Raw genomic sequence first — 21711 nt, 5'->3', positions numbered from 1 at the left:
TTTATTTTTTCTCGATGTAAAAATCGATCGTGTCGGACTCTACGCCGGCGGGCACAACAATGGTCCGCTCGCCTGCTTTCCGGCCGCCCTGTTCTATCCACACCAGCTTTATACCGGGCATAATACGTTTCAGGGCGTTGTTGGTGGGATTGAATTCTTCGGTATAGCGATCTGGCGCCAGCTGCGGCCTGATGAACACTTTCACGCCGGGAACTTCAGTACCCGAGGGTGCTTCCAGCACCCGCACCTTCAGGTTCACCAGCGCGGGCGGCACAGGACTCGCAGCCCAGGCATTGTCCATTTTGAGGGAAATATCCTCGTCGATAAAACGCAGGATGCTGGTGATGGAATCAAGGGCGTTCAGCTTATAAGCTCTATCCAGTAAGAGTGCGTAGATCTCCAGCTCTTTGTATAACTTTTGTTTGTAGCGCAGCTGTGGCTGTGCATTGTACTTGTTGCTGGAATAGTCCCAGTCCGCGATCTTCATCACTTTGAAATCAATACCGTCCACACGTTTCAGCACTCTGGCAAAGGTGGTATCTGTATCCGCCTTACTACCCCAGGTGCGGTGTGCGGCCAGCAATGTGTTGTTCATTTCATGAACGGAACGTTCAAGGGAATCGTTTACTTTCCTGGGGTCCTGTGCGCGGAGAGAACCCATCATCATAACGGACAGGACAGCGACGATCGCCTTCCTGAAAAGGGGTTGATTGCTCATGGTATAGACGGGGTTTACGGCAAATATGCTTACTGAATATATACCATTTCCGACATATTAACACATTAATAAATACCCCATACGTAAGCCTCAACATCACCAATAAAAAACGCGTGCGACCGGTATAGTGGCCGCACGCGCTGGTGTTAAATGGTTTATTAGTAACCCTGGTTCTGCACCAGGTAGCCGGGAATAATGGAAGCTCCGTCCATGGCGGTTTGCGGGATCGGGAACACGCGTTTGTTCTTGTCGGTGTTTGTCTTTTCGGTCCAGGCGCTTTCGTATTTTCCGAAGCGGATCATATCGGTACGGCGCTGGCATTCCCAGTAGAATTCGAAGCCTCTTTCGCGAAGCAGCAGGTCCAGGTTGATGGTGAGGAGCGGCGGCGCAGGTATGGATGCGGTCCTGGAAGCTCTCACAATATTCACGTCCGCCAGCGCGGTGGGCATAGCGTCTCCCCTTCTCAGCTTTGCTTCAGCGCGCATGAGATATACGTCTGCAAGGCGCAGTATCACGATGTCATGCTCGCCGAAATTACGGCCGCTCACGGAAGTTTTACTGAATTCGTATTTGGATACGCGGAAGCCGGTGTTGTAATTGCTGCCGGCAACGGTGAAATCTACCTGTTCGGTGAAATTCACGGGCATGGTGGGCCTGTTGCGGGTGTCGTAGAACAGCGGGCCTACTTTCATTTTGCCGTCGTCGCATTTGAGGAACACACCGCCTTTGCGGATAAGGCCGTATTGCTGGCCGCGCAGGATGCCACGGTTGATGTTATAAGCGGCTGCATCCACGCAGGTGTCGTTGGGATTGGTGTACACGCTCATGTTCTGCTTGTAGAAGCGCGGATCGGCCGCTGCAGGGTCTATCGGCGCATAGGCATTCACCCAGCTGCGGTAAAAGTCCGACGTGATAGCAGGGCCATCGGTACCGTTCGCGCCGGTATAAGCCGGGATCGGGAACTGGTCGCCGGAAAGCGAAAAATAAGCCATACGGTTGTGCCCGTTCAGGTCAGAACGCTGGTCCACAGCAAAGATCAGCTCTTTGTTGGTATGGTTCGCATCGTCGAACAGCGCGAAGTAGCTGGGCGATAAGGTATAGGCGTTGCTGCCGATGATCTTGTCGCAGTATTCCACCACTTTGTCCATATCCGCTTTCTGGAAAGTGAAGGCAGCGGCGTAGCGGTCGCGGTATACGGCGGCATTGAGGTGCAGGCGGGCCAGCAAGCCCCAAACGGCGGCCTTGGTGATCCTTCCGGGGCCGGTGGTATTATCCAGCACGGGCTCAGCGGCTTCCAGCTCTGTCCTGATATAGGCCATCGCTTCTTCTCCCCTGAGGACCACGGAAGTTTCACGCGGGTCTTCTTTTTTGAACACCAGGCCGAAGAGGTCCAGCGTAAGCATGCTGTAATACGCCCTCATGGCCCTGGCTTCTGCGAGGAATACTTTGGCATTGGCGTCTTTGTTATTCGGCAGCTCTACGATGGCAGACAATGCGCGGGAAATACCCTGGAATGTGTTATTCCAGGTATTGCGGAGGTTCGGGTCAGTGCTGGTGGTTTCGTGTTTATGGAGGGCGAGGTAAATACCGTTGTCTCCCCAGTCCGTACCGCCGCGGTAAGGCAGGATGGCCTCGTCTGTGGATATTTCCTGTAAAGCGAAATAGTTGGTATGGAGGAAGATGTCGGGCAGCTTTGCATATACGGGCGCAATGAGGCCTTCTGCGATCTGTTTATCCGTTGAGCCGGTGGAAGACGTTTCATCCAGCACTTTCTCCTCCAGTTTCGTACAGCCTGCAAACAGGGATACGCCCAGCAGCAGCGCTAATATTTTTTTATTCATGATCCGGTATATTAGAATGAAACATTTAAGTTAAAGATGATGGACTTCGCTTTCGGGTAGCTCAGCCAATCCACGCCATAAGACGAAAATCCTTCAATGGTACGGTCTGTATTCACTTCCGGATCATAACCGTCGTATTTGGTGATCACGAACAGGTTCTGACCGGTAACGGAGAGACGCAGCATGGACGCGTATTTGCTGATGCCCAGCGCTCTCGTGTTGAAGTTATACCCAAGGGTCAGGTTGTTTAAGCGGAGGAAGGCGCCATCTTTCAGGAAACGGGTGCTCACCGGTGCAGCGTTGTTCACGGATTCTTCCGGATATTTCACCGCTTCGGGCGTGGTGTTCAGGCTTTTGGAAAGACGGAGCTTGTAAAAATTCGCGTTGGCCGTGTTGTCGTAGATCTTGTTGCCGCCCACGCCGTTGAAGTTGGCCAGCAGGTCGAAACCTTTATAAGCCACACTTGCATGGAAGCTGTACATGACATTGGGCAATGCAGTGCCGGCAGCGATACGGTCCTTATCGCTTACAATACCGTCACCATCGGTATCACGGTAGGTACTGAGACCATCTTTATCAAAGCCTGTCCATTCTTTCAGGTAGAAAGTACCCAGGGGTTCGCCGTTCACATAACCGTTGATGGTAGCGGAAGTAAGACCAGCGCCGGAAGCAGAGCCGGATGGGATCACTGAGTAAGGTGAGTTCTTCAGCTCGTTCTTTAACAAAGTAATGTTACCGCCAACGTTAAAGTTCACATTGCGGCCGGATTTATAATTGTATTCCAGGTCCGCTTCAATGCCTTTGTTGACAACTTTTGCGTCTTTATTGTTTACCCAGGTTTCGAAAGTAGGATTGATAGGATCGGCGGCAACCACTTTGAGCAGCATATTGCTGGTCACTTTATTGAAGGCGTCGATAGAACCGCTGAGCGCTCCGCCGAGGAAACCGAAGTCTATGCCCACATTCGTCTGGTTAGAGGTTTCCCATTGGATGTCAGGATTGGCGAGGCGTGCGAAAGTAGTGCCTCCAGGGTAAGCGCCTGTCGGGTATAACGGATAGCTGGTTCCGGCAGAAACGGTGGTTTGGTAATATGCTCTGGTGATCTTGTTAGGAATTTCCTGGTTCCCGGTAATGCCCCATCCCGCGCGCAGCTTCAGGTTGCTGAAAAAGGAACCTTTCATCCATTTTTCTTCACTCACCCTCCAGGCTGCGGAGAATGAAGGGAAATAACCGTATTTATTGTTCTCGCCGAATTTGGTGGAACCGTCCGCACGGAAATTTACGGTCAGCAGGTAACGGTCGTCATATCCGTAGTTGATCCTTCCGAAATAACTTTGCTGTTCGTTTTCGATCGCAAACCCGCCGGGCCTGTTGGCGGCCAGCGTGAGTTCCTGCCCCAGGCCGGGATTATAGATCGGATCTACCGGCGTGATGGGGAATTTATTGATACTGGTGTTGCGGCCTTGCTGGAAAAATTTCTGGTAGGAATAACCTGCCAGCGCGGAGAAGCTATGTGCACCTGTTTCAAAATTATAGGTCAGGTAGTTTTCAATTAATGTGTTGCGGTTATAGATATTCCAGGTCACCAGGCGGCCGTCGCGCAGGGGCACCGCGTTGGGCCTGCTCACGCTGTCGCGGGTGGAAGTGGAATTGTCTATCCCGAAATTCAGCTTATACACCAGCCCTTTGATGATGCGAAGGGAGGGCGTAATGTTGCCGGTTACACGGTTAATGGTAGTGATATCGTCTTCCAGCTCCAGGGTTACCAGCGGGTTGCTGAGGTTCTGGTATTTGGCCGGATTGCCGCTGGCATCGTATGCCGGGTAAGTGGGATTGTTGGCAATCGCGTCGCCGATCATCCCGCCGATGGGAGGACGTTCATTCTTGGTATTGGCAACGCCGAGGTTAGCTTCGATGATCAGTGCATCGTCCCAGAATTTCTGGGTGGCGTTGAAGCGGCCGGAATAACGGTTCATATCGTTATTCTTCAGGATGCCCTGCTGCTTCTGCATACCGAAGGATGCATAGTAGGTCAGCTTGTCCGCACCACCGCTGAGATTGAGGTTGTAGTTCTGTGTAACGGCAGTCCTGGTGACCTCTTTCTGCCAGTCCGTATCACCGCCCTGGTCGTCCAGGTCGCCGCCTATGGCCACTACCTGCTTGCGGAATTCCGAAGCGGAGAAGACCGGTAACGCGCGGGCAATAGTAGAGAAACCTACGCCTGCGGAAAAACCGAGAGTAGAAGCACCGGCTTTGCCTTTGCGGGTGGTGATGAGGATCACGCCGTTGGCGCCGCGCGCACCGTAAATAGCGGTGGCGGAAGCGTCTTTTAATACGTCTATCGATTCAATGTCCTGCGGGTTCAGGAAGTTCAGCGGGTCTCCGCCGCCGGTGCTGGAATTATCCAGTGGCAGGCCGTCTACCACGAACAGGGGCGTGTTGTTAGTGCGCACACCACCGGGGCCGCGTACGGTAATACCGAGCATGCCGCCGGGCTCGCCGCTGGCGGAGGTTACATTCACGCCGGCCATCTTGCCCTGCAATAATTCCTGTGGAGCGTTAATAATACCCTTATTGAATTCTGCGCTTTTGAGGGTCTTCGTGGCGCCGGTCACGTCTTTCCGGCTCTGGGTGCCATATCCCACTACCACCACCTGGTTCAGGTCAGTGGAAATGGTCTGCATCAGTACTTCAACGGTAGTCTTACCGGCAATGGGCACTTCCTGGGTAACATACCCCACATAGCTCACCATCAGCGACGTTGCATTGTCGGGCACGTTGATGGAAAAGGCCCCGTTGTCGTCGGAGCTGGTGGTCTGCGCAGCGCCTTTCACGCCGATGGTTGCGCCGGACAGCGGTTTGCCGCTGGCCGCGTCTTTAATTGTTCCGCGTACGGTTTGCCTGAAGGAAATTTCATTCCCGGAAGGCACCACCCTTGCATGCGCACTGGCTGGCAGAATGCTGCATTGGCCGCATACCAGCAATGCTAAAAACGATTGCATCATGCGGTTAGGAAAGTAGACTTTGTTCATGGAAAGCGATTAAGATTTGATTACTAATACGGGCACGAAAAAAACACTCTCATGTTAACAGAATGTTACGTGGAAAATATATATGCCAAAACGTTGAATCTAGCTACCAGACTGACTTTGATTGGTTGATGCCGTAATATAAACGATTCCTGACAAACGGCTGTTGAAATCTACGAAAACGATGTAGTTGCAGCCCGGCGCGGATATTAAATTTATCCCGCCTCACCGGTGAGGATAAAAATTATTAAAGCGTTACTTTTATACAGATGAAGAAGGAGAAAATTGGTAAAGATTAAATTAGTGTTATGGTTTGGCTGGACAAATGGTTGCCCATTTTTTGGATGGTTGCCTTACGGTATTTCCTGCTCGCGGGGATTGCCTTTATTATATGGTACCTTATATTCCGCAAGCGCATCTTTCACCGGAAGATACAGCCCAAAATGCCGCGGAATAAGGATTACCGGAGGGAGATCCTGTATTCCTGCCTCACGATCCTGGTATTTTCGCTGGTGCCGGTGCTGATCCTGTTCACCCCATTACGGCCTTACACGCAATATTACAAAGATCCTTCCACCCACAGCACCTTCTGGTATATCGCGGTGTTCCCCTTAATGTTCCTTGTACACGATGCCTATTTTTACTGGACGCACCGGCTGATGCATCACCGCCGGTTGTTTCCCTGGTTCCATAAAGTGCATCATCTTTCCACGAACCCCTCGCCCTGGGCGGCATTTTCCTTTCACCCGCTGGAAGCGCTGGTGGAAGTGGGCATTTTCCCCGTGCTGCTATTTATGATGCCGCTTACGCAGATCCACCTGGTGGTGTTCTTTCTCGCCATGATGGTCTATAATGTATATGGTCACCTGGGCTGGGAACTCTACCCCCGCTGGTTCGCCCGGCACTGGTTCGGCAGATGGATCAATACCTCCTTCAACCATAACCAGCATCACCAGTATTTCAAAGGGAATTACGGCCTGTATTTCCTGTGGTGGGACCGTTGGGCAGGTACGATCCGGGAAGATTATGAAGATAAATTTGAAGCGCAGGCGCTGAAATAACGGGGATAACCATACGAGGTATAACAAACAGGCCCCGGAAATGAACGTGCTCGTCTTCCGGGGCCTGGGAGATGTTTTTGCTGGCTGGATATTATTGCACGGAGAAGCCGACCTCATTCACTTTCGTGAGCCCGCTCATACCGCCGGCCTGGTATATGGCTTTGTACTGGCCGGGTTTGGTGAGATCATAACCCCTGAGCAGGTCTACGGTAACGGATACACTATCTCCGGCGGGCACTTTAATATAAGCCTCTGCCGGCGGCGGCATTACCCTTTTGGCCATCGCGCCGCGGTATTGCACGTCTGTGCCGGCGGCATCTTTAATATCCAGGAAGGAGCTGATGAAACCTTCGAAGGGAGTATGCCATTTGCAAAACTGTGTGTCCACGGAAGAGCGGTTGTACACGGTAAATTGCAGCATCACGGGGCTGCCGGCTGTTACGGTAGCGGGCACGGACATGATGGTTTCCAGGCCGCCATTGCCGGAAGCGGATTTCTGGGTGTTTTTACAGGCGGAAAATTGAAATACGGCAATGCATGCCGCCAGAGATACGAGCAGGTTTCGCATGGAAAAAATCGGTTTAGGGCGGAAATTTACGATTAGTTCAAGGAACTGCTGTTATAAATACCCTGTTTTTTGTGTAAAAAACGCCCCGTTCCCGGTCAGGACGGCTTATCTTTCGTATTCCTGATCAGCCCCATACCGGCAAAAAAGAACACTGCGCCCAGGACGGCGTAAATAATGATCATCTTCACATCCCGCGTGCCGCTGCTGCCATTCACGAAGCTTACAGCCGCCATGATCAGCCCTACAGCCCCCATCAGGGAAAATACAATTCCAAGGATTCGCTTTTCCATAATGATTTTTAGCCTTGAAGTACAAATAATGTGCCCCGCCCGCGCCGCCTGTCGCATTTAACCCCCTATTTTGTCAGATTCCGCACCGCCAAACCCCGGTTCTCTTCGGTAATTTCATACTATAAAATCAAACCTCATGGCCACCGAAAAAGTAAAATTCGAAACTGTAGACCAGTACATCGGTTCTTTTGGGAAAGAAGACCAGCAGGTACTGGAAAAGATCCGCAAAACGATCAAAAAAGCCCTGCCTGCCGCGGAGGAAGTGATCAGCTACCAGATACCCGCCTATAAATCCAATGGGTTCGTGATCTATTTCTCCTGCTTCAAGGCGCACTACAGCCTGGCGTTCCCCCCGCCAACCCCGTTTGAAAAATTCAAAAAGGAGCTTGCCGGGTACGAGCAGTCCAAAAGCGTGGTGCAGCTTCCGAAGGACCAGCCTGTTCCTTACGACCTGATCGGGGAAATGGCAAAGTTCAAGGCCAAAGAAAATGAAGCGAACGCGGCGAAGAAGAAAAAATAACCACTGGTTTTTTACGATCCGTAAAAAATAATCTATAGCCGGTTCTGCCGGCTTATTGAACATAAAAAAATCGCTCCTGTTAGCCGGGAGCGATTTTCTATTCTGTTAGAAGCTGAATGATCAGGCTTCCACGTGTTTCTTAAAGTTGTCCAGGATAGCCTGCCAGCCGTCCCGTTGCATTTCCACAGGATTAGTGTCTTCCGCGTCGAAGGTGGAAACGATCCTCGTTTCGTTGCCCTGGGGCGTGAATACAACTTTCACCTGGCGGCCGTCGCCCATGATGTATTCGATCAGTTCGTTCTTTACCACCTGGGTGTATTCTCCGCCAAAGTCGAAGCCGAAGCTTCCGTCTTTCGCTTCCATGCGGGTGGTGAATTTACCGCCCGGGCGCAGGTCGTTCTCAGCGCGGGGCGCATGCCATTCGTCTGAAGCAAAGGCCCATTGGGTAATGTGTTCGGGCTCGCTCCAGTATTTCCATACTTTGTCAACCGGTGCATTGACCGTCGCTTCGATAGTTACAGCTGTTTTGTTAGTGGTTTCCATATAATTGTGTTTTTTGTTTTTAAGAATAATGTTTGATTCGATATTGCAAACATACGACGGCCAAACGGAACCCTGCACGTGCAATTACGACATAAAACAGGCGTTATACGACACCCGGTAAAATTCACCCGTTCTTTCTGCCCCGCATGCCGGAAAAACATTATCCCGGCCGGTTCCCCTGGCTGCCCGAGCAAGAGAACTTCGCGTATAATTGAGTATCATTGCAGGTATGTTCAGATCACTCATTCCTGCTTTGCTGATCCTCCCCGCCACCATGCTGGGCCAGGAAAAGAAAAGTCCCAGGCAATACGGCATCTCCATCGGCGTGATGCAACCCGGGCAACAGAACAGCATCACCGATGTGGCGGGTGTAAAAGTAGGCCATACCACCCTCATCAAAGGCGATTCCGTGCATACCGGCGTAACCGCGGTGCTGGCGCATGGCGGCAATATTTTCCAGCAAAAGGCGCCCGCGGCGGTGTATGTAGGCAATGGCTTCGGCAAACTGGCGGGCAGCACACAGGTGAATGAACTGGGCAACCTTGAAACGCCCATCGTGCTCACCAATACCCTCAGCGTGCCCGCCGCCATGGACGCCGTTATTGAATACACCCTCCAGGAAAAAGGCAATGAGAACGTACGCTCCGTGAATGCGCTTGTAGGCGAAACGAACGACGGCTACCTCAACGATATACGCGGGCGGCATGTTACCAAAGCAGACGTGCTGCAGGCCATCCGCAACGCTTCCGCGGCCAGGCCGCAGGAAGGTAATGCCGGCGCGGGAACCGGTACCATCTGTTTCGGGTTCAAGGGCGGCATTGGCACCGCTTCCCGCAAGCTGCCGGCCAGCCTCGGCGGTTTTACCGTGGGCGTGCTGGTGCAAAGCAATTTCGGCGGCGCCCTGCAGATCAACGGCGCGCCGGTAGGCGAAGCCCTTGGCCGGTTCGATTTCAGCGACCAGCTGCTGAACAATGTGGACGGCTCCTGCATGATCGTGGTGGCAACAGACGCGCCCCTGGACCACCGCAATTTGCTGCGCCTGGCCAAACGCGCCATGCTGGGCCTGGGCAGAACGGGCGGCATCGCTTCCAACGGCAGCGGCGATTATGTGATCGCATTTTCAACGGCGGAAGCAGCCCGTATTCCTCATAACCCCGACACGCGGGCGATCATGACCCCCGTTTTGCAAAACGACGCCGTGTCGCCCCTTTTTATGGCGGCCATTGAAGCCACGGAAGAGGCCATCATCAACTCCCTTTTTGCCGCGGAAACCATGACCGGCAGGAACGGGCGGAAGATCGAAGCATTACCTTTGGACAAAGTATTACCCATCCTGGAAAAACATAACAGCATTCCATGAGCAATATATTCGCAGTGATCAACGGCCAGTTCGTACAGGAGCAGGATGCAAAGATCAGCATCAACGACCTGTCTATCCAGCGCGGCTATGGCATATTCGATTATTTCAGGACGAGGAACAACGAACCCGTTTTCCTGCAGGACCACCTGGACCGCTTTTTCCATTCCGCCGCCGTTATGAACCTGCCGGTGGAGCAAAGCCGCGAAGAACTGGAGCAGCTGATCAACGGCCTGATCGCGAAGAACGGTCTCCCCCACTCCGGCATCCGCATCACGCTCACCGGCGGCTATTCGGATAACGGGTACACGCCCGCCAAACCCAACCTGCTCATTACCCAATCCGCCTACACATTCAATACCGAAGCTTTCGGAAAAGGGATCCGGCTGGTTACCTACGACCATCAGCGGCAGCTGCCGCAGGTAAAGACGATCGACTACCTGCAATCCATCTACCTGCAGCCTTTCATCACGGAACACGGGGCGGACGATGTGCTGTATCACCAGCAGGGCGCGTTGCGGGAATGCCCGCGTTCCAATTTTTTCATCGTTACCAAAAAAAATGAGATCATCACTCCCGCCGAAAAAGTGCTGAAAGGCATCACCCGGAAAAAGATCCTCAGCCTGCAGGGCCTGGATGTGAAAGAGGGAACGGTGATGCTGGAAGACCTCCATGACATCCGCGAAGCCTTCATCAGCAGCACTACCAAGGTTGTATTGCCGGTACTGGCGATAGACGGGAAAATCATCGGCAACGGGAAACCCGGGGAAATTACGGCTGAGATCTGCCGGAGATTGGTGGAAGAACGAGGCGGGTCGGAATGACATCATCGCCATGATCACGGGTTTTGATTATTATCCCGAATTTTTTACTTTGCAGCGTTTCAAATGATCTTATCCCATGTACCGTGTATCTCTGCTTATCTTTTTGTTTTTGCTGACCGCTGGTGTTATAGTGAAGGCGCAGAAATTGAAAGACAATGATATTCTCACCTACGAAACCGGCGACACCGGCAGATCTTATAAAAAGCTGCTGATAACAGGATTTGGAACCATCCCCGTAAGGCATTTCATGGAAAACCTCTCGGGCTTGCTGATAAAGCATTACAACGGGCGGTCTGTGAATGGTGCGTACGAATATATCGGCAACAAAATGGCCGCCTTTAACCAGAATGTACAGGTGGCAGTCAGCAAACACCAGCCGGACATTGCATTATGTATCTACGAGGTGCCTGATAATCCTGATACGCTTGCTATGGCCGGCCGAAGCCGCGAATACTGGCGTTGGCTGATGTACCCCGGGGTAAAATACCAGAAGGCCGTTCACGCCAGGAAACAAAAGTTCAAACAAAACCTCCAGGCTGTGCTTTGGGAACCGGCGGAGAACAAGATCGTCTGGAGAGGGGAAATATTTGTTTCCGGAAATGCAGCGTGGGACCTGACTTTTGAGAGGATTTCAGGGCTGATCACCGGCGAATTGGCAAGATTAAATATTCTCACAACTGTGCCCGTGAACTGAATAAAAAGCCGCCCCGAAACCGGGACGGCCTTTTAATTTATTTTTCAATCTTTCTTCTTACTTAACTTTCTTCGCCAGTTCCTTCCCGGCTTTGGCGTACGCCTCGGAGATCCTTTCGCCGGTATCGTAATCGTTGCCCCAGAAGCTGTTGCCGGGTGAATTATCGATCGTCGCTTTGGCTACCACCTTATTCCTGTCCGCCGTTTCAACGATCGTCACCTCTCCGTCGATGTAGGCATTCTTACGATGCACAACCACATTGAAACCAGGTTCCGTGAAAACGGTGTTGAAAATGATGGTGTATTTTGCATTTTTATCCAGCTGCATGCCGCTGGTTTTGCTGAACAGCTCATCGAATTTGGGTTCAAAGCGTTGCTTCCGGTCTGCCACCCAGGCTTTTGCCCATTGGTCGCCCCGGCCGGGTTCTTTTTTGTTCAATTCTGCTGTTCTGCTTTTAACATACTCTTCTTCTTTGTCAAATTTTCCTACTTTCATTCCTTCGTAAGAATACTCGATGTTGATCTCTTTCTGGCCTTCCAGCACATCAAGTTTTCCTTCGGTGACCTTGATGCGTTGCGCATAGGTGCTTACAGCCAGCAGCATGGCGCCGGCAATCATAAAAAGGGGGCGTGAAACATTCATATTGGTATATTTAAGATTTTATAACCGCTGGCGAAGATAAGGAATTTAGAAACATATATTATATTTCTACTTTATTTAAGTTCATTTATTTCATCATTCGTTATCAGAACCTTCCCCCGTATGAAACTGCTTTGTATGGTTGCCGCCGTTCTTTGCCTGGGCTGCCAGCCTGCCGTCATCCGCATTCCCTACCCTTCCCCCCTGCCGGATACAGCCGCGCTGAAGTTCCTGCCGGGCATTGTGAGTTCGGATTCGCTGGATTTTAATGCGGCCTTTTCCCCGGACGGGCAAACGTTCTATTTTTGCCGCCCGGCCAAAGGCAAATGGAATATCTGGCAAACGAGCTACGAAAACGGACAATGGGCCGCCTCACAGCCCGCGCCTTTCAGCGAAGCGGCATATTCGCAGGCAGACCCGTTCTTCGGCCCCGATGGAGCGTTGTATTTTATTTCGAACCGGCCCGCGCATGCAGCGGACACTGCGGGCGATTATGATATCTGGTGCGTGCGGCCCGAAGGCAACGGCTGGTCCGCTCCGGAAAATGTGCCGGGCATCAATTCCGACAGTACGGAATATTATGTTTCGCTGGCAGCCAATGGCAATATATACTTCGCTTCCAACCGCAGCGGCGATTTCGAGATCTATTACAGCCGACTGGAAGGCGGCCGGTACACTTCCCCTGAAAACCTGGGGCCGGCCGTCAATGCCCCGGGTATGGAACATGATCCATGCGTGTCGCCGGATGAAAAACTATTGCTTTTTACGGCGGTGGACAGGTCCGGCGGGCTTGGCTCCGGGGATATTTATATTTCCCGCAGAACTGCGGAAGGGAAATGGAGCAAGGCCGCAAACGCAGGCCCGGCGGTCAATACAGCCACTTACGAATATTGCTCCTATCTCACGCCCGACGGGAAATATCTTTTCTTCAGCAGCGATTATGACGTGAAGTGGATTGATGCGAAGCAGCTGGGAATACGCTAAGCGCTCCGGCGTTCAGCCGCTTCTCCATTTCCATCATCTTCTTTTCCATGGCTTCCTGTTTTTTATTTTGTTCCAGGATGTAAAGCGTCAGCTCTTCGATCTTCTTCAGCAGCGCCGCCTGGTTCTCTCCCAGCTCCAGGCCTTCCTGCTTCACCGTTTCCGCGGAAGGAATGCCCGGCAGATGTTTATGTTCCCCGAGGTACTCTTCCAGTTGTGGCAGGGGCATTAGCGGGTACTTTACGTCGAAAACATAATCCGGCCAATCCGTCAGCGTTACTTTCACTTTCCTGGCTTTGATATTTCCATTTACGTTTAGCTGTTTTTGCACTGCAGTAGTTCCGATATTGATATCGCCGGTAATGCTTCCGCCCGTCAATGGCAGATAGGCAGAAGGGTTGAAGTTATTGGAATCCCAGATGGTGCGCCATGAGGTTTCCCAAGTACCAGCCACTCTTCGCTTCGTGTAAAGGCTTCCGCTATTTGTGCCCATTGCTATCATACCGCTGTAATTGCCATCCCCGGTCAGGGAACCCAAATAAACATACACACCATAGTTATTATTGGGTATACCGTTCGGCGGCTGGAAAAAAGTATTCAGATACACACCTGGCCCGGGATAAGCATAGGTAGTGGGATCGCCGGCGTATGGAGTGGCGTATCGTAAAAAGGCAGAAGAATTCTCCCCATCCAGCAGATCGGCATTTAAGCCGGAACCCGTGCCCATATGGCCGGAGCGCCAGATGGTTTCGGTTGTTCCGTTGTTGTAGTATGTCAGCAGGTTAGCGCCTACATTCAGCGAATAGGTAGTAGTGGGCGCTGCTGCATCAGGATGCCATGTGATATTGCCGGAAGTTTTATTATTGGCAAACCCCACCTGGGTGGTTACTGCTCCATTCAGCCGTTTCACATAAAACCCTCTGAAAGCATCAGCAGCCGGGTCAATGATGATCAGGTCGTTGGTGGTATTCCCGTTGTCAGTCACATTCTGAAGGGTCGGCGTTTGCGAAAATGTGTAGTGAGCGCCACAAAGCATGGTCAACAAAAAGAAATGATATTTCATAGTATAGTGATTAATGTTTCAGCAAATTAAAAAAAATCCCGGAAAGCCCGCATAAAAAAGGGCGCTCCTTGCGGAACACCCCTTTTCTTCTCGTGCTCTAAGCGTATGAGCTATTTTAATGAATTTTCGTAGCGCTGCAATGCTTCGATGAAATAATAATCCGCGTACACCAGCGGCACATCTATTTCAAAATTGTGCGGGATGCTGCCTATACTGTGCATCAGCACAAAATTGCCGTTGCCGCCTTCAGGCGCGCGGTAAGCGCTGCTGCCGAGGGTGTGCAGCATCTTGATGGCCGCATCGCGGTATTTGCCGCTTTTATCGCCCGCATAACCGCTTAACTCAAACAAGGCGGAAGCCGTGATGGCAGCGGCGGACGCGTCGCGGTATCTGGTGCTTACCTTGTTGGCGTTGCTGTTTTTACCGGGTGTGTAACCCGCTTCCTGCACGTTGAAATCCCAGTACGGTATTTTGTCTTCAGGCAGGTTTTTATGATCCAGGAAAAAATCCGCCATACCCATCGCCGTTTTCAGGAAACGCGGGTCTTTCGTTTCGCGGTATACCATGGTGAAACCATAAATACCCCAGGCCTGGCCGCGCGCCCAGGTGGAGTTATCGGCGTATCCCTGCGCGGTTTCACGGCCTTCCACTTTACCGGTGATAGTATCGTAGCATACCACGTGGTAAGAACTGTAATCCCCGCGGATCTGGTTCTTCATCGCGTTTTCCGCATGGGTTACGGCAATGTGACGGAAAGATGTGTCGCCGGTTTCGCGGGATGCGAAAAAGAGCAGCTCCAGGTTCATCAGGTTGTCTATGATCACAGGGTAATAGTACATTTTGTTCCCGTGCCACGACTTAAACGCATTCCAGGATTTGATGCTGCCCGTGGTCGTGGAAAAACGGGTGCTGAGCGAGCGGGCGGCCTGTACCAGGATGTCGCGGTAGGCTTTGTTGCCGGTGAGGCGGTAAGCATTCCCGTAACTGCAATACACCATAAATCCAAGGTCGTGATGTTTGGTGAAGTCCTTCAACGGCTCCAGCTTTTCCGTCCAGGCGGTAGCCTGACGGCGGAGCTGCGGATCTTTGGTCTGCTCCCAGGCATACCAGAGGCTGCCGGGGAAAAAACCGGGCGTCCAGTCGTACATGTTGGTGGTTACCAGCTGCCCGGTTTTACCGGTTGAACGGGGAAAAGCAAGCGGGTCGTGATTGCCGGTTTCCTTCAGCATGTGCTTCAGCTGCGTTTTGGCGAAAGACACATTGTCCCTGATAAAATCCTCTTCTGATGTGTTTGTCGTAAACGCAAAAAGGCTAACGGTCGCAATGAGATAAATAAATGGTTTCATGTGCTTGATTATGGTATCACTTTGATGATCAATTCCCTTACTACGCTCTTTTCCTCATCCAGGGTATGATTGAAGGCCACGAAGGTGGCTTTGTATACGCCCGGGGCGCTGTATTTATAGTCGTACCCGGTCTTCTCCGGCTCGTTGATGCTCTTGACGCCGGTGCTCACATCGGGCGGAAGTTTGCCAATATACAGCGGTTTGCTGATGATCCAGCTGGTATTGGAAGGAGCCGACGCATTTCCACCGGTGATTTTCAGATCGTTCGCAGTGGCCGCCCAGCGGGCGGATGCGGGCGTCCATACATTGCCGTAACGCGTCCAGAAGCTGGCGTCGGTGCTGAGGCTGCTCACGCTGTAGGTCTGGTCGGGCAGCACATTGTTCACCACGTAATTGGTGATGGTCCAGGTGCGCTGGGTGCTGCCGGTAACGCCGTCGTATCTGAAGGCGATGAAGAGGGAATCCTTTTCATTGGCCACCAGGTCCGTCAGGTCCACCGTGCCTGAGTTCACCACGGTTGCGCTGGTGGCAAGCGCCGCGCGGGATGAAATGTCCGTCCATTGCGCATTCACAACGGCAGCAGAATCGAGGCCGGCGAGCTTGTTGGTAGCCAGCACTTTCAGGGTATTTTTCTGCGTGCCCCATTCTGATTTGGAGGCGAAGGAAAGGGTGATGGTTCCCAGGCGGAAAGACGATTCCCGGTTGGCATAACGTTTTCCGGCTTCGCCGGAATAGAACGTAATATTGCCCGCGTTGCCGGAGAACCGGAAACGCGTGGTATCTCCCACCTTGTAAGTGAAAGTATCCGCCACCCGCATGGCAGGGTCGAGGCTTACCTGGAAATCGGGCGCGTTCACTTCCATGTTTTTGGTGCAGGCAACCGCCACAACGGCGAGGCCTGCGAGTATGATAAAGGATAAACGTTGCATAGCTGAATGTTTTGAGTTCATGAATTACCAGCCCTGGTTCTGCACGAGTGCACGGTTCAGGTTCAGTTCGTAGGTCGGCTTGGGCAGCAGCACATGGCGCGGCATCACGTTCCGCACGCCTTGCAGGCCATTCGGGTTGCCGGTGGAAGTTACACCCGCGCCGTTGGCGGAAGCCCAGGAAGCGAAGGTTTGCATGTCCTGGTAGAAATTACCCCAGCGGATCAGGTCGGCCTTGCGCAAGGCCTCAAAGCACAGCTCGCGCATGCGCTCGTCGCGGATCAGCAGCTGGAAGTCTTCTTTGGTCAGCCCCCCGGGAAGATCCGCTTCGGTGCCGGTAGTAATGGCAGCCGTGGCGGTAGCGGCTTCGCCGGCGTAGGTGAACACTGCCCCGGTCTCGCCGGCATTAGAATCGCCGGAAGTATGCGTGGGCGGCGTATTGGTGGCGGTGCCCGCGGTGGTCACGGTATAAAGGTGGCCGTTATTGGCGATCTGTACATCCTTGGCATAAGTAGCGCCGGGCGTCCAGGGGGTGCCGATCACTACTACGGGCACAGACGTATAATAATTGCCCGCCGCGATCGTACCCGGACTGCTCAGGTAAACGCCGGTCACTTTGCCGCCGCTGATCACCGCGCTGGCTGCTGCGCCGTTGCCGCCGCCGCCGGAGATGGTCACCGCCGGGGCCGCGGTATAACCTGAACCCTCGCCGATAATGGTCACGGATTTCACGACGTTGCCGTTCATGATGCCATAGCCTCTTTTGCGCACGGCGTTCACATCCGCATATGCGGCGCCGGGACCATGCAGGTGGTTTTCCGCTTCAGCGCGCATCAGCAGCACGTCCGCATAGCGGATCACCGGCCAGTTGATATTGTAGGTGCCGCCAACGCCGTTGGTGTTGCGTATCTCGGCAGGGCAATACTCTCTCCTGAATTTACCCGCGCTCATCTGCCACACGTTGTTGCGGGCGGCTCTCACACGGGGCGTGCCGCTATAGATGAAGTTAGCGCAGTTCCAGTCGCGGCGGATGTCCGGCGAAGATTTTAACGGGGAGGCGGTGCTGTTGGGATCCTGTTCATACGCCTCGTACAGTTTCCGGGTGATGGACACCCAGCTGGCCGAGCTGTAGGAAGTGGGATCGGCAGCCTGGATGGAAGAAGTGATGCCCACGAAGTTCCCGATATCGTTCCCGCTTTTGTTCACCACGCCCGCGGCTGCGCCGGAGGAGCCGATTTCCCAGATGTTCTCTTTCACATCGTATCTATCCTGGCAAAGGTTAATGAATATCTGCTTGTAATCCGGGTTCAGCGCGTGCAGGCCTGAGTTCACCACCTTGTTGGCATACACGATCACCTGTTCGTATTTGCTTTCATCCAGCTGCGGGTAACCGGCCCAGTAGAGGTATACTCTTGCCAGCATTGCCTGCACGGCAGTGAGCGTTACCACGTCGTTGTAACCAACTTTAGCCACGGTGAAATCTTTCAGCAGCACCTCGGCTTCTTTCATGTCTTTTTCTATCTGCTCGTACACCTGCTTCTGCGGCGCTGCGGCCTGCGTTACTTCGCTGATCTCCAGGGGAGACAATACCAGCGGCACGTCGCCGTAATTGCTGGTGAGAATGAAATAAAGGAACCCGCGCAGGAAAAGCGCCTGGCCTTTGATGATGCCGCGCCTGGCTTCATCCATTTCGGGCTTGCCGATATTTTCCAGCAGGTTGTTGGCGCTGTTGATGCCGAGGTAAGCGTAACGCCAGATGTTGCCGATATGCACGAGCGATGCATCGTAGTTGTAGCGGAGACCTCGCGCATCGCCATCTGCCGTGCGGTTGCTCATCGCCTCGTCGGTAGTGGATACAAAGTTGAAGTGCATTACCTGGCCGTACAGCTCTGCGCGCATGAGATCGCCGTAAATGCCGTTGAGCGCCTGGTTCAGCTCTGCTTCGGTAGTATAATATTTATCGGGAGTATAAAAGTCGGACGGTTTTGTTTCCAGGAACTTCTTGCAGGAAGTGAGCCCTGCTAAAGCTATGCAGGCAATCATGCAAACACTCTTTATCCGCCCGGAATATGTTTTAAGTTTCATGTGTCAGAATTTAGAAGGTTACGTTTAAGCCCAGTACAAAGGAGAGCGAATGCGGATATACGGCGTAATCGAAGCCGGGTGTGAGGTTGCCGTTCCTGCCGGATACTTCGGGATCTTTACCGGAATAGTTCGTCCAGGTGTAAAGGTTCTGTGCGGACGCGTAGAGCCTGAAGTTGGAGATCTTCGCGCGGCGCAGCAGTGACGCGGGCACGTTGTAACCCAGCGACACGGTTCTCAGCTTCAGGTACGAACCGTCTTCAATAACACGGGAGGAATATGCCGCACTGCCCATGCCGCCTGCGCGGAACAGTGTGTTGCTGGGATTGTCCGGCGTCCAGCGGTTGGCGTAGGTGGCAAACTGGTTCAGGTTGGGGTTGTTCACAATCCCCCCTTCAAAAACGTAACGGTTGGCGTTGATGATGTCGTTGCCGTAAGACCATTGCAGCAGCACGTTCAGGTCAAAATTGCCGTAAGTGAAATTGTTGCTGAAGCCGCCGGTATGCTTGGGCAGGCCGCTGCCGATGATGGTGTAATCCTGGTTGTTCACCTGGAGGTCGCCATTCAGGTCTTTGTATTTAATATCCCCCGGGCGGATGCCGGTCCTGGAGTTACCGTTCGTCGTGATCTCGGGTTTGAGCAGGTAAGTACCGTTGGGCATCAGGTCGAAATCGGCATACTGGTACACGCCGTCGAACACGAGGCCGTACATCTCTCCCATCGGGCGGTCCACCACTGAAATGTATGGGAACAGGCCGGAGAAAGTGGTGTTGAAGAAAGTGCCTGAACCGGAAAGGATAGACGCCTGGCCTTCGGCGAGCGACAGTATCTTGTTCTGGTTGAAGCTGATATTGAAGTTGCTGCTCCAGCTGAATTTTTTATTGCTGAAGATCGCGCCGTTGAGGCTGAATTCAAGCCCTTTGTTTTCCAGCTTGCCCACATTTTTGAAACCCGTGGAGCTTTCGATGCCATGCATATAGGGCAGCGCGGCATTCAGCAACAGGTCTGTCGTGGTGCGTTTGTAAGCGTCTACCGTAAGGCCCAGCCGGTCTTTGAAAAAAGAGAGGTCGAGGCCGATATTGGTCTGTTCATTGGTTTCCCAGCGCAGGTCTGCGTTTCCCGTGGAAGTGATCACGGCGCCGATGGCCAGCGGTTTACCGCCCTGCGAATACCAGTACTGGTTGCTGGTGAGCTGCAGCTGCGGCAGGTATGCAAAATCGTCTACCCGGTTGTTCCCCGAAGCGCCGTAACCCAGGCGGATCTTCGCGTCGCTCACGAAGTGGAGGTTCTCCATGAAGGGCTCGGCGCTGAAGCGCCATGCGGCCGATGCGGAAGGGAAATAACCCCACTTGTTGTTGCCGGAAAATTTGGAGGAACCGTCCGCACGGATGGAAGCCGTGAAGTAATATTTTGATTTGTAGTCGTAGTTCACGCGGCTCAGGAAAGAGGCCATGGTCCATGCGGAGGCCCAGGATTGCAGCGAGGTGTTCGCCGGCGCTGCAAGGTCTATCCCGTCCAGCCCCAGCTCTTCGTTAGGCAGCTGCGTGGCGCTCTGGCGGCGGAAGGAACGCTTGTGCCCCTGCGCTTCAAATACGCCCAGCACGTTCAGGTTATGGTCTTTCCCGAACTTCCTGCGGTATGTCAGCGCATTCTCGCTCCGCCAGGTTGAGTTGGGCGCAAACGAGATCAGCCCGTTCACCCCGCTGCTGCTCCATTTACTGCCGCTCTGGGTGCGGGAGTTATTGAATATATTGGTTTCGGTGTTATAATAATTGATACCACCTGAAACGCGCAGGCTGAGCTCTTTGGTGAAAGCGTACTCCGCATAGGCGTTTGCAATGATCGTATTGGTCATGTTACGGGTCACCTGGTTCTGGATGTTCTGCAACGGGTTCACGCGGTAGTCCTGGTTATTGGCCAGCTCGTTGGTGGGATCATAGAACTCGTCCAGCAGGTTCACGCCACTGTCCCGGCCCGCGAGGCTGGTGGTGGGCCTCGCTCCCCAAACGGAATACAATGTGGTGGCGGATGCGTAGAAGTTGGTGGCGCTCACGGGAATGCCGTACTGTTCGCTGTACGCATAGTTCGCGTTGATGCCTACCTTCAGTTTGTCGGTCACCGTCTGGTCCAGCGTAAAGCGCGACTGGTACCGTTTGAAGCCGCCGTTGATGATGATCCCTTTCTGGTTGTTGTAGTTGCCGGAAAGGGAATACCGGGTCTTATCATTACCGCCCCTTACGGAGAGGTCGTGGTTCATGTTCTGGCCGGTCTGGTACACATGATCCTGCATATCCAATCCTTCAACATTGCGGTAATCGTCCAGCGTAATGCCTTTGGCCAGGTATACGGAATCGCGGATGCCGGGGTTGATGTCGCCGACATAGCGGACGAATTCGTAAGGGTTCATCAGCTCCACCTTTTCAGGTACCTTCTGCCAGCCGTAATAAGAATTGAGGGTCACCTGCGGCGGGCCCAGCTTCCCTTTTTTGGTGGTGATGAGGATAACGCCGTTGGAGCCTCTCGCGCCATAGATGGCAGTGGCGGAAGCGTCTTTCAGCACGTCGATGGACTCGATGTCTGCCGGGCTGATGGCGTTGGCGTTGTTGTTTTCCGTGGGGAACCCGTCTATCACGTACAGCGGCGAGTTATCCTGCGAAATGGAACCGGCCCCGCGGATTACGATATTCGCCACGGAACCCGGCTGCCCGTCGTTGCTGGCCACCGCCACACCGGCTACGCGGCCGGCGAGCGCTTCGTCGAACGACTTTACGGGGGCTTTCTCAAAGTCCTTCATGTTCACGCTGCCCACGGCGCCGGTAAGGTCCTTTCTTTTTTGCGTGGCATAACCTACTACCACCACGTCGCTGAGGGTGCCGGCTTTTTCGGCCAGGCGGATATTATATTCTCCGGCGCTGCCTACCACCTGCTCTACCTTTTCGAAGCCGATGTAAGTGAAAATAAGGGTGGCGCCCTGCGGCACGGAGATGGAGAACTTACCGTCAGGGCCGGTAGCGGCGCCCGCCTTGTCGCCCTTGACAGTAACGGTCACGCCCGGAAGCAGATCCCCGTTATTATCACGCACCGTTCCGGTCACTGTTTTTTTCTGTGCGAATAACAGGACAGGAAAGAGCAGCATCACGATAGTTCCCTGGAATAATTTTAAGGCATAACGGGAAATTTGTACAGTTCTCAAAAAGCGCATATCAGGAATTTTGTGGAATTTGGCTGA

Annotated in this window: 18 protein-coding genes; 6 read left to right on the top strand and 12 right to left on the bottom strand. The window is 53.1% G+C overall.

The window, feature by feature from the left end:
• Position 1: 1 nt before the first annotated feature.
• The 3 genes from ACTJIK_RS22290 to ACTJIK_RS22280 all read right to left on the bottom strand — a co-directional run bounded on the left by ACTJIK_RS22290 (position 2) and on the right by ACTJIK_RS22280 (position 5591).
• Positions 2 to 718 (bottom strand): hypothetical protein, encoded by a 717-nt coding sequence (locus ACTJIK_RS22290; RefSeq protein ID WP_440649750.1) that lies wholly within the window; start codon positions 716 to 718, stop codon positions 2 to 4.
• Positions 719 to 876: 158 nt separating this feature from the next.
• A complete protein-coding gene (locus ACTJIK_RS22285; protein WP_440649749.1) occupies positions 877 to 2559 on the bottom strand; it encodes a RagB/SusD family nutrient uptake outer membrane protein in 1683 nt (560 codons plus the stop codon).
• Positions 2560 to 2570: 11 nt separating this feature from the next.
• Positions 2571 to 5591: a SusC/RagA family TonB-linked outer membrane protein gene (locus ACTJIK_RS22280; protein WP_440649748.1), complete on the bottom strand. Its 3021-nt coding sequence runs from the start codon at positions 5589 to 5591 to the stop codon at positions 2571 to 2573.
• 305 nt (positions 5592 to 5896) lie between these two features.
• On the opposite strand from ACTJIK_RS22280, the gene ACTJIK_RS22275 reads away from it, so the two are divergent.
• Positions 5897 to 6649, top strand: coding sequence for a sterol desaturase family protein (locus ACTJIK_RS22275; RefSeq protein ID WP_440649747.1), 753 nt, complete (start codon positions 5897 to 5899; stop codon positions 6647 to 6649).
• Positions 6650 to 6740: 91 nt separating this feature from the next.
• On the opposite strand, the gene ACTJIK_RS22270 is transcribed toward ACTJIK_RS22275, so the two are convergent.
• A complete protein-coding gene (locus tag ACTJIK_RS22270) occupies positions 6741 to 7217 on the bottom strand; it encodes a hypothetical protein (RefSeq protein ID WP_440649746.1) in 477 nt (158 codons plus the stop codon).
• 95 nt (positions 7218 to 7312) lie between these two features.
• Positions 7313 to 7507 carry a hypothetical protein gene (locus ACTJIK_RS22265; protein WP_440649745.1) on the bottom strand — a complete coding sequence of 65 codons (195 nt, stop codon included), beginning with the start codon at positions 7505 to 7507 and terminating at the stop codon, positions 7313 to 7315.
• A gap of 136 nt (positions 7508 to 7643) precedes the next feature.
• Between ACTJIK_RS22265 and ACTJIK_RS22260 the strand changes: the two genes are divergently transcribed.
• Positions 7644 to 8027: an iron chaperone gene (locus ACTJIK_RS22260; RefSeq protein ID WP_440649744.1), complete on the top strand. Its 384-nt coding sequence runs from the start codon at positions 7644 to 7646 to the stop codon at positions 8025 to 8027.
• A 120-nt stretch (positions 8028 to 8147) separates the two neighbouring features.
• Here ACTJIK_RS22260 and ACTJIK_RS22255 read toward each other — a convergent pair whose 3' ends face one another.
• A complete protein-coding gene (locus ACTJIK_RS22255) occupies positions 8148 to 8570 on the bottom strand; it encodes an SRPBCC family protein (protein ID WP_440649743.1) in 423 nt (140 codons plus the stop codon).
• A 229-nt stretch (positions 8571 to 8799) separates the two neighbouring features.
• Here ACTJIK_RS22255 and ACTJIK_RS22250 point away from each other — a divergent pair, with 229 nt between their 5' ends.
• From ACTJIK_RS22250 to ACTJIK_RS22240, 3 genes are all read left to right on the top strand, one after another.
• Positions 8800 to 9930, top strand: coding sequence for a DmpA family aminopeptidase (locus tag ACTJIK_RS22250; RefSeq protein WP_440649742.1), 1131 nt, complete (start codon positions 8800 to 8802; stop codon positions 9928 to 9930).
• Positions 9927 to 10751 (top strand): aminotransferase class IV, encoded by an 825-nt coding sequence (locus ACTJIK_RS22245; protein WP_440649741.1) that lies wholly within the window; start codon positions 9927 to 9929, stop codon positions 10749 to 10751. The genes ACTJIK_RS22250 and ACTJIK_RS22245 overlap by 4 nt, the downstream gene beginning before the upstream one ends.
• A 76-nt stretch (positions 10752 to 10827) precedes the next feature.
• Positions 10828 to 11445, top strand: coding sequence for a hypothetical protein (locus tag ACTJIK_RS22240; RefSeq protein ID WP_440649740.1), 618 nt, complete (start codon positions 10828 to 10830; stop codon positions 11443 to 11445).
• A gap of 57 nt (positions 11446 to 11502) precedes the next feature.
• Here ACTJIK_RS22240 and ACTJIK_RS22235 read toward each other — a convergent pair whose 3' ends face one another.
• Positions 11503 to 12087: a hypothetical protein gene (locus ACTJIK_RS22235; protein WP_440649739.1), complete on the bottom strand. Its 585-nt coding sequence runs from the start codon at positions 12085 to 12087 to the stop codon at positions 11503 to 11505.
• A gap of 120 nt (positions 12088 to 12207) precedes the next feature.
• Here ACTJIK_RS22235 and ACTJIK_RS22230 point away from each other — a divergent pair, with 120 nt between their 5' ends.
• Positions 12208 to 13068: a TolB family protein gene (locus ACTJIK_RS22230; protein ID WP_440649738.1), complete on the top strand. Its 861-nt coding sequence runs from the start codon at positions 12208 to 12210 to the stop codon at positions 13066 to 13068.
• Here ACTJIK_RS22230 and ACTJIK_RS22225 read toward each other — a convergent pair.
• The 5 genes from ACTJIK_RS22225 to ACTJIK_RS22205 all read right to left on the bottom strand — a co-directional run bounded on the left by ACTJIK_RS22225 (position 13013) and on the right by ACTJIK_RS22205 (position 21675).
• The gene (locus tag ACTJIK_RS22225) at positions 13013 to 14128 is read right to left on the bottom strand and encodes a hypothetical protein (RefSeq protein WP_440649737.1); all 1116 of its coding nucleotides are present in this window, start codon (positions 14126 to 14128) and stop codon (positions 13013 to 13015) included. The genes ACTJIK_RS22230 and ACTJIK_RS22225 overlap by 56 nt on opposite strands.
• A 110-nt stretch (positions 14129 to 14238) precedes the next feature.
• Positions 14239 to 15474 (bottom strand): glycoside hydrolase family 88 protein, encoded by a 1236-nt coding sequence (locus ACTJIK_RS22220; protein WP_440649736.1) that lies wholly within the window; start codon positions 15472 to 15474, stop codon positions 14239 to 14241.
• Between the two features lie 8 nt (positions 15475 to 15482).
• On the bottom strand, positions 15483 to 16403 hold the full coding sequence (locus ACTJIK_RS22215; RefSeq protein WP_440649735.1) for a DUF5017 domain-containing protein: 921 nt from the start codon (positions 16401 to 16403) through the stop codon (positions 15483 to 15485).
• Between the two features lie 24 nt (positions 16404 to 16427).
• A complete protein-coding gene (locus tag ACTJIK_RS22210) occupies positions 16428 to 18443 on the bottom strand; it encodes a RagB/SusD family nutrient uptake outer membrane protein (RefSeq protein WP_440649733.1) in 2016 nt (671 codons plus the stop codon).
• Between the two features lie 52 nt (positions 18444 to 18495).
• Positions 18496 to 21675 carry a SusC/RagA family TonB-linked outer membrane protein gene (locus ACTJIK_RS22205; RefSeq protein WP_440649732.1) on the bottom strand — a complete coding sequence of 1060 codons (3180 nt, stop codon included), beginning with the start codon at positions 21673 to 21675 and terminating at the stop codon, positions 18496 to 18498.
• Between the last annotated feature and the right edge of the window lie 36 nt (positions 21676 to 21711).

It is taken from the genome of Chitinophaga sp. 22620 (assembly GCF_052044405.1).
Lineage (GTDB): Bacteria > Bacteroidota > Bacteroidia > Chitinophagales > Chitinophagaceae > Chitinophaga.
The sequence above is the reverse complement of the archived record's forward strand: the minus strand, read 5'-3'. Positions and strand labels throughout refer to the sequence as shown.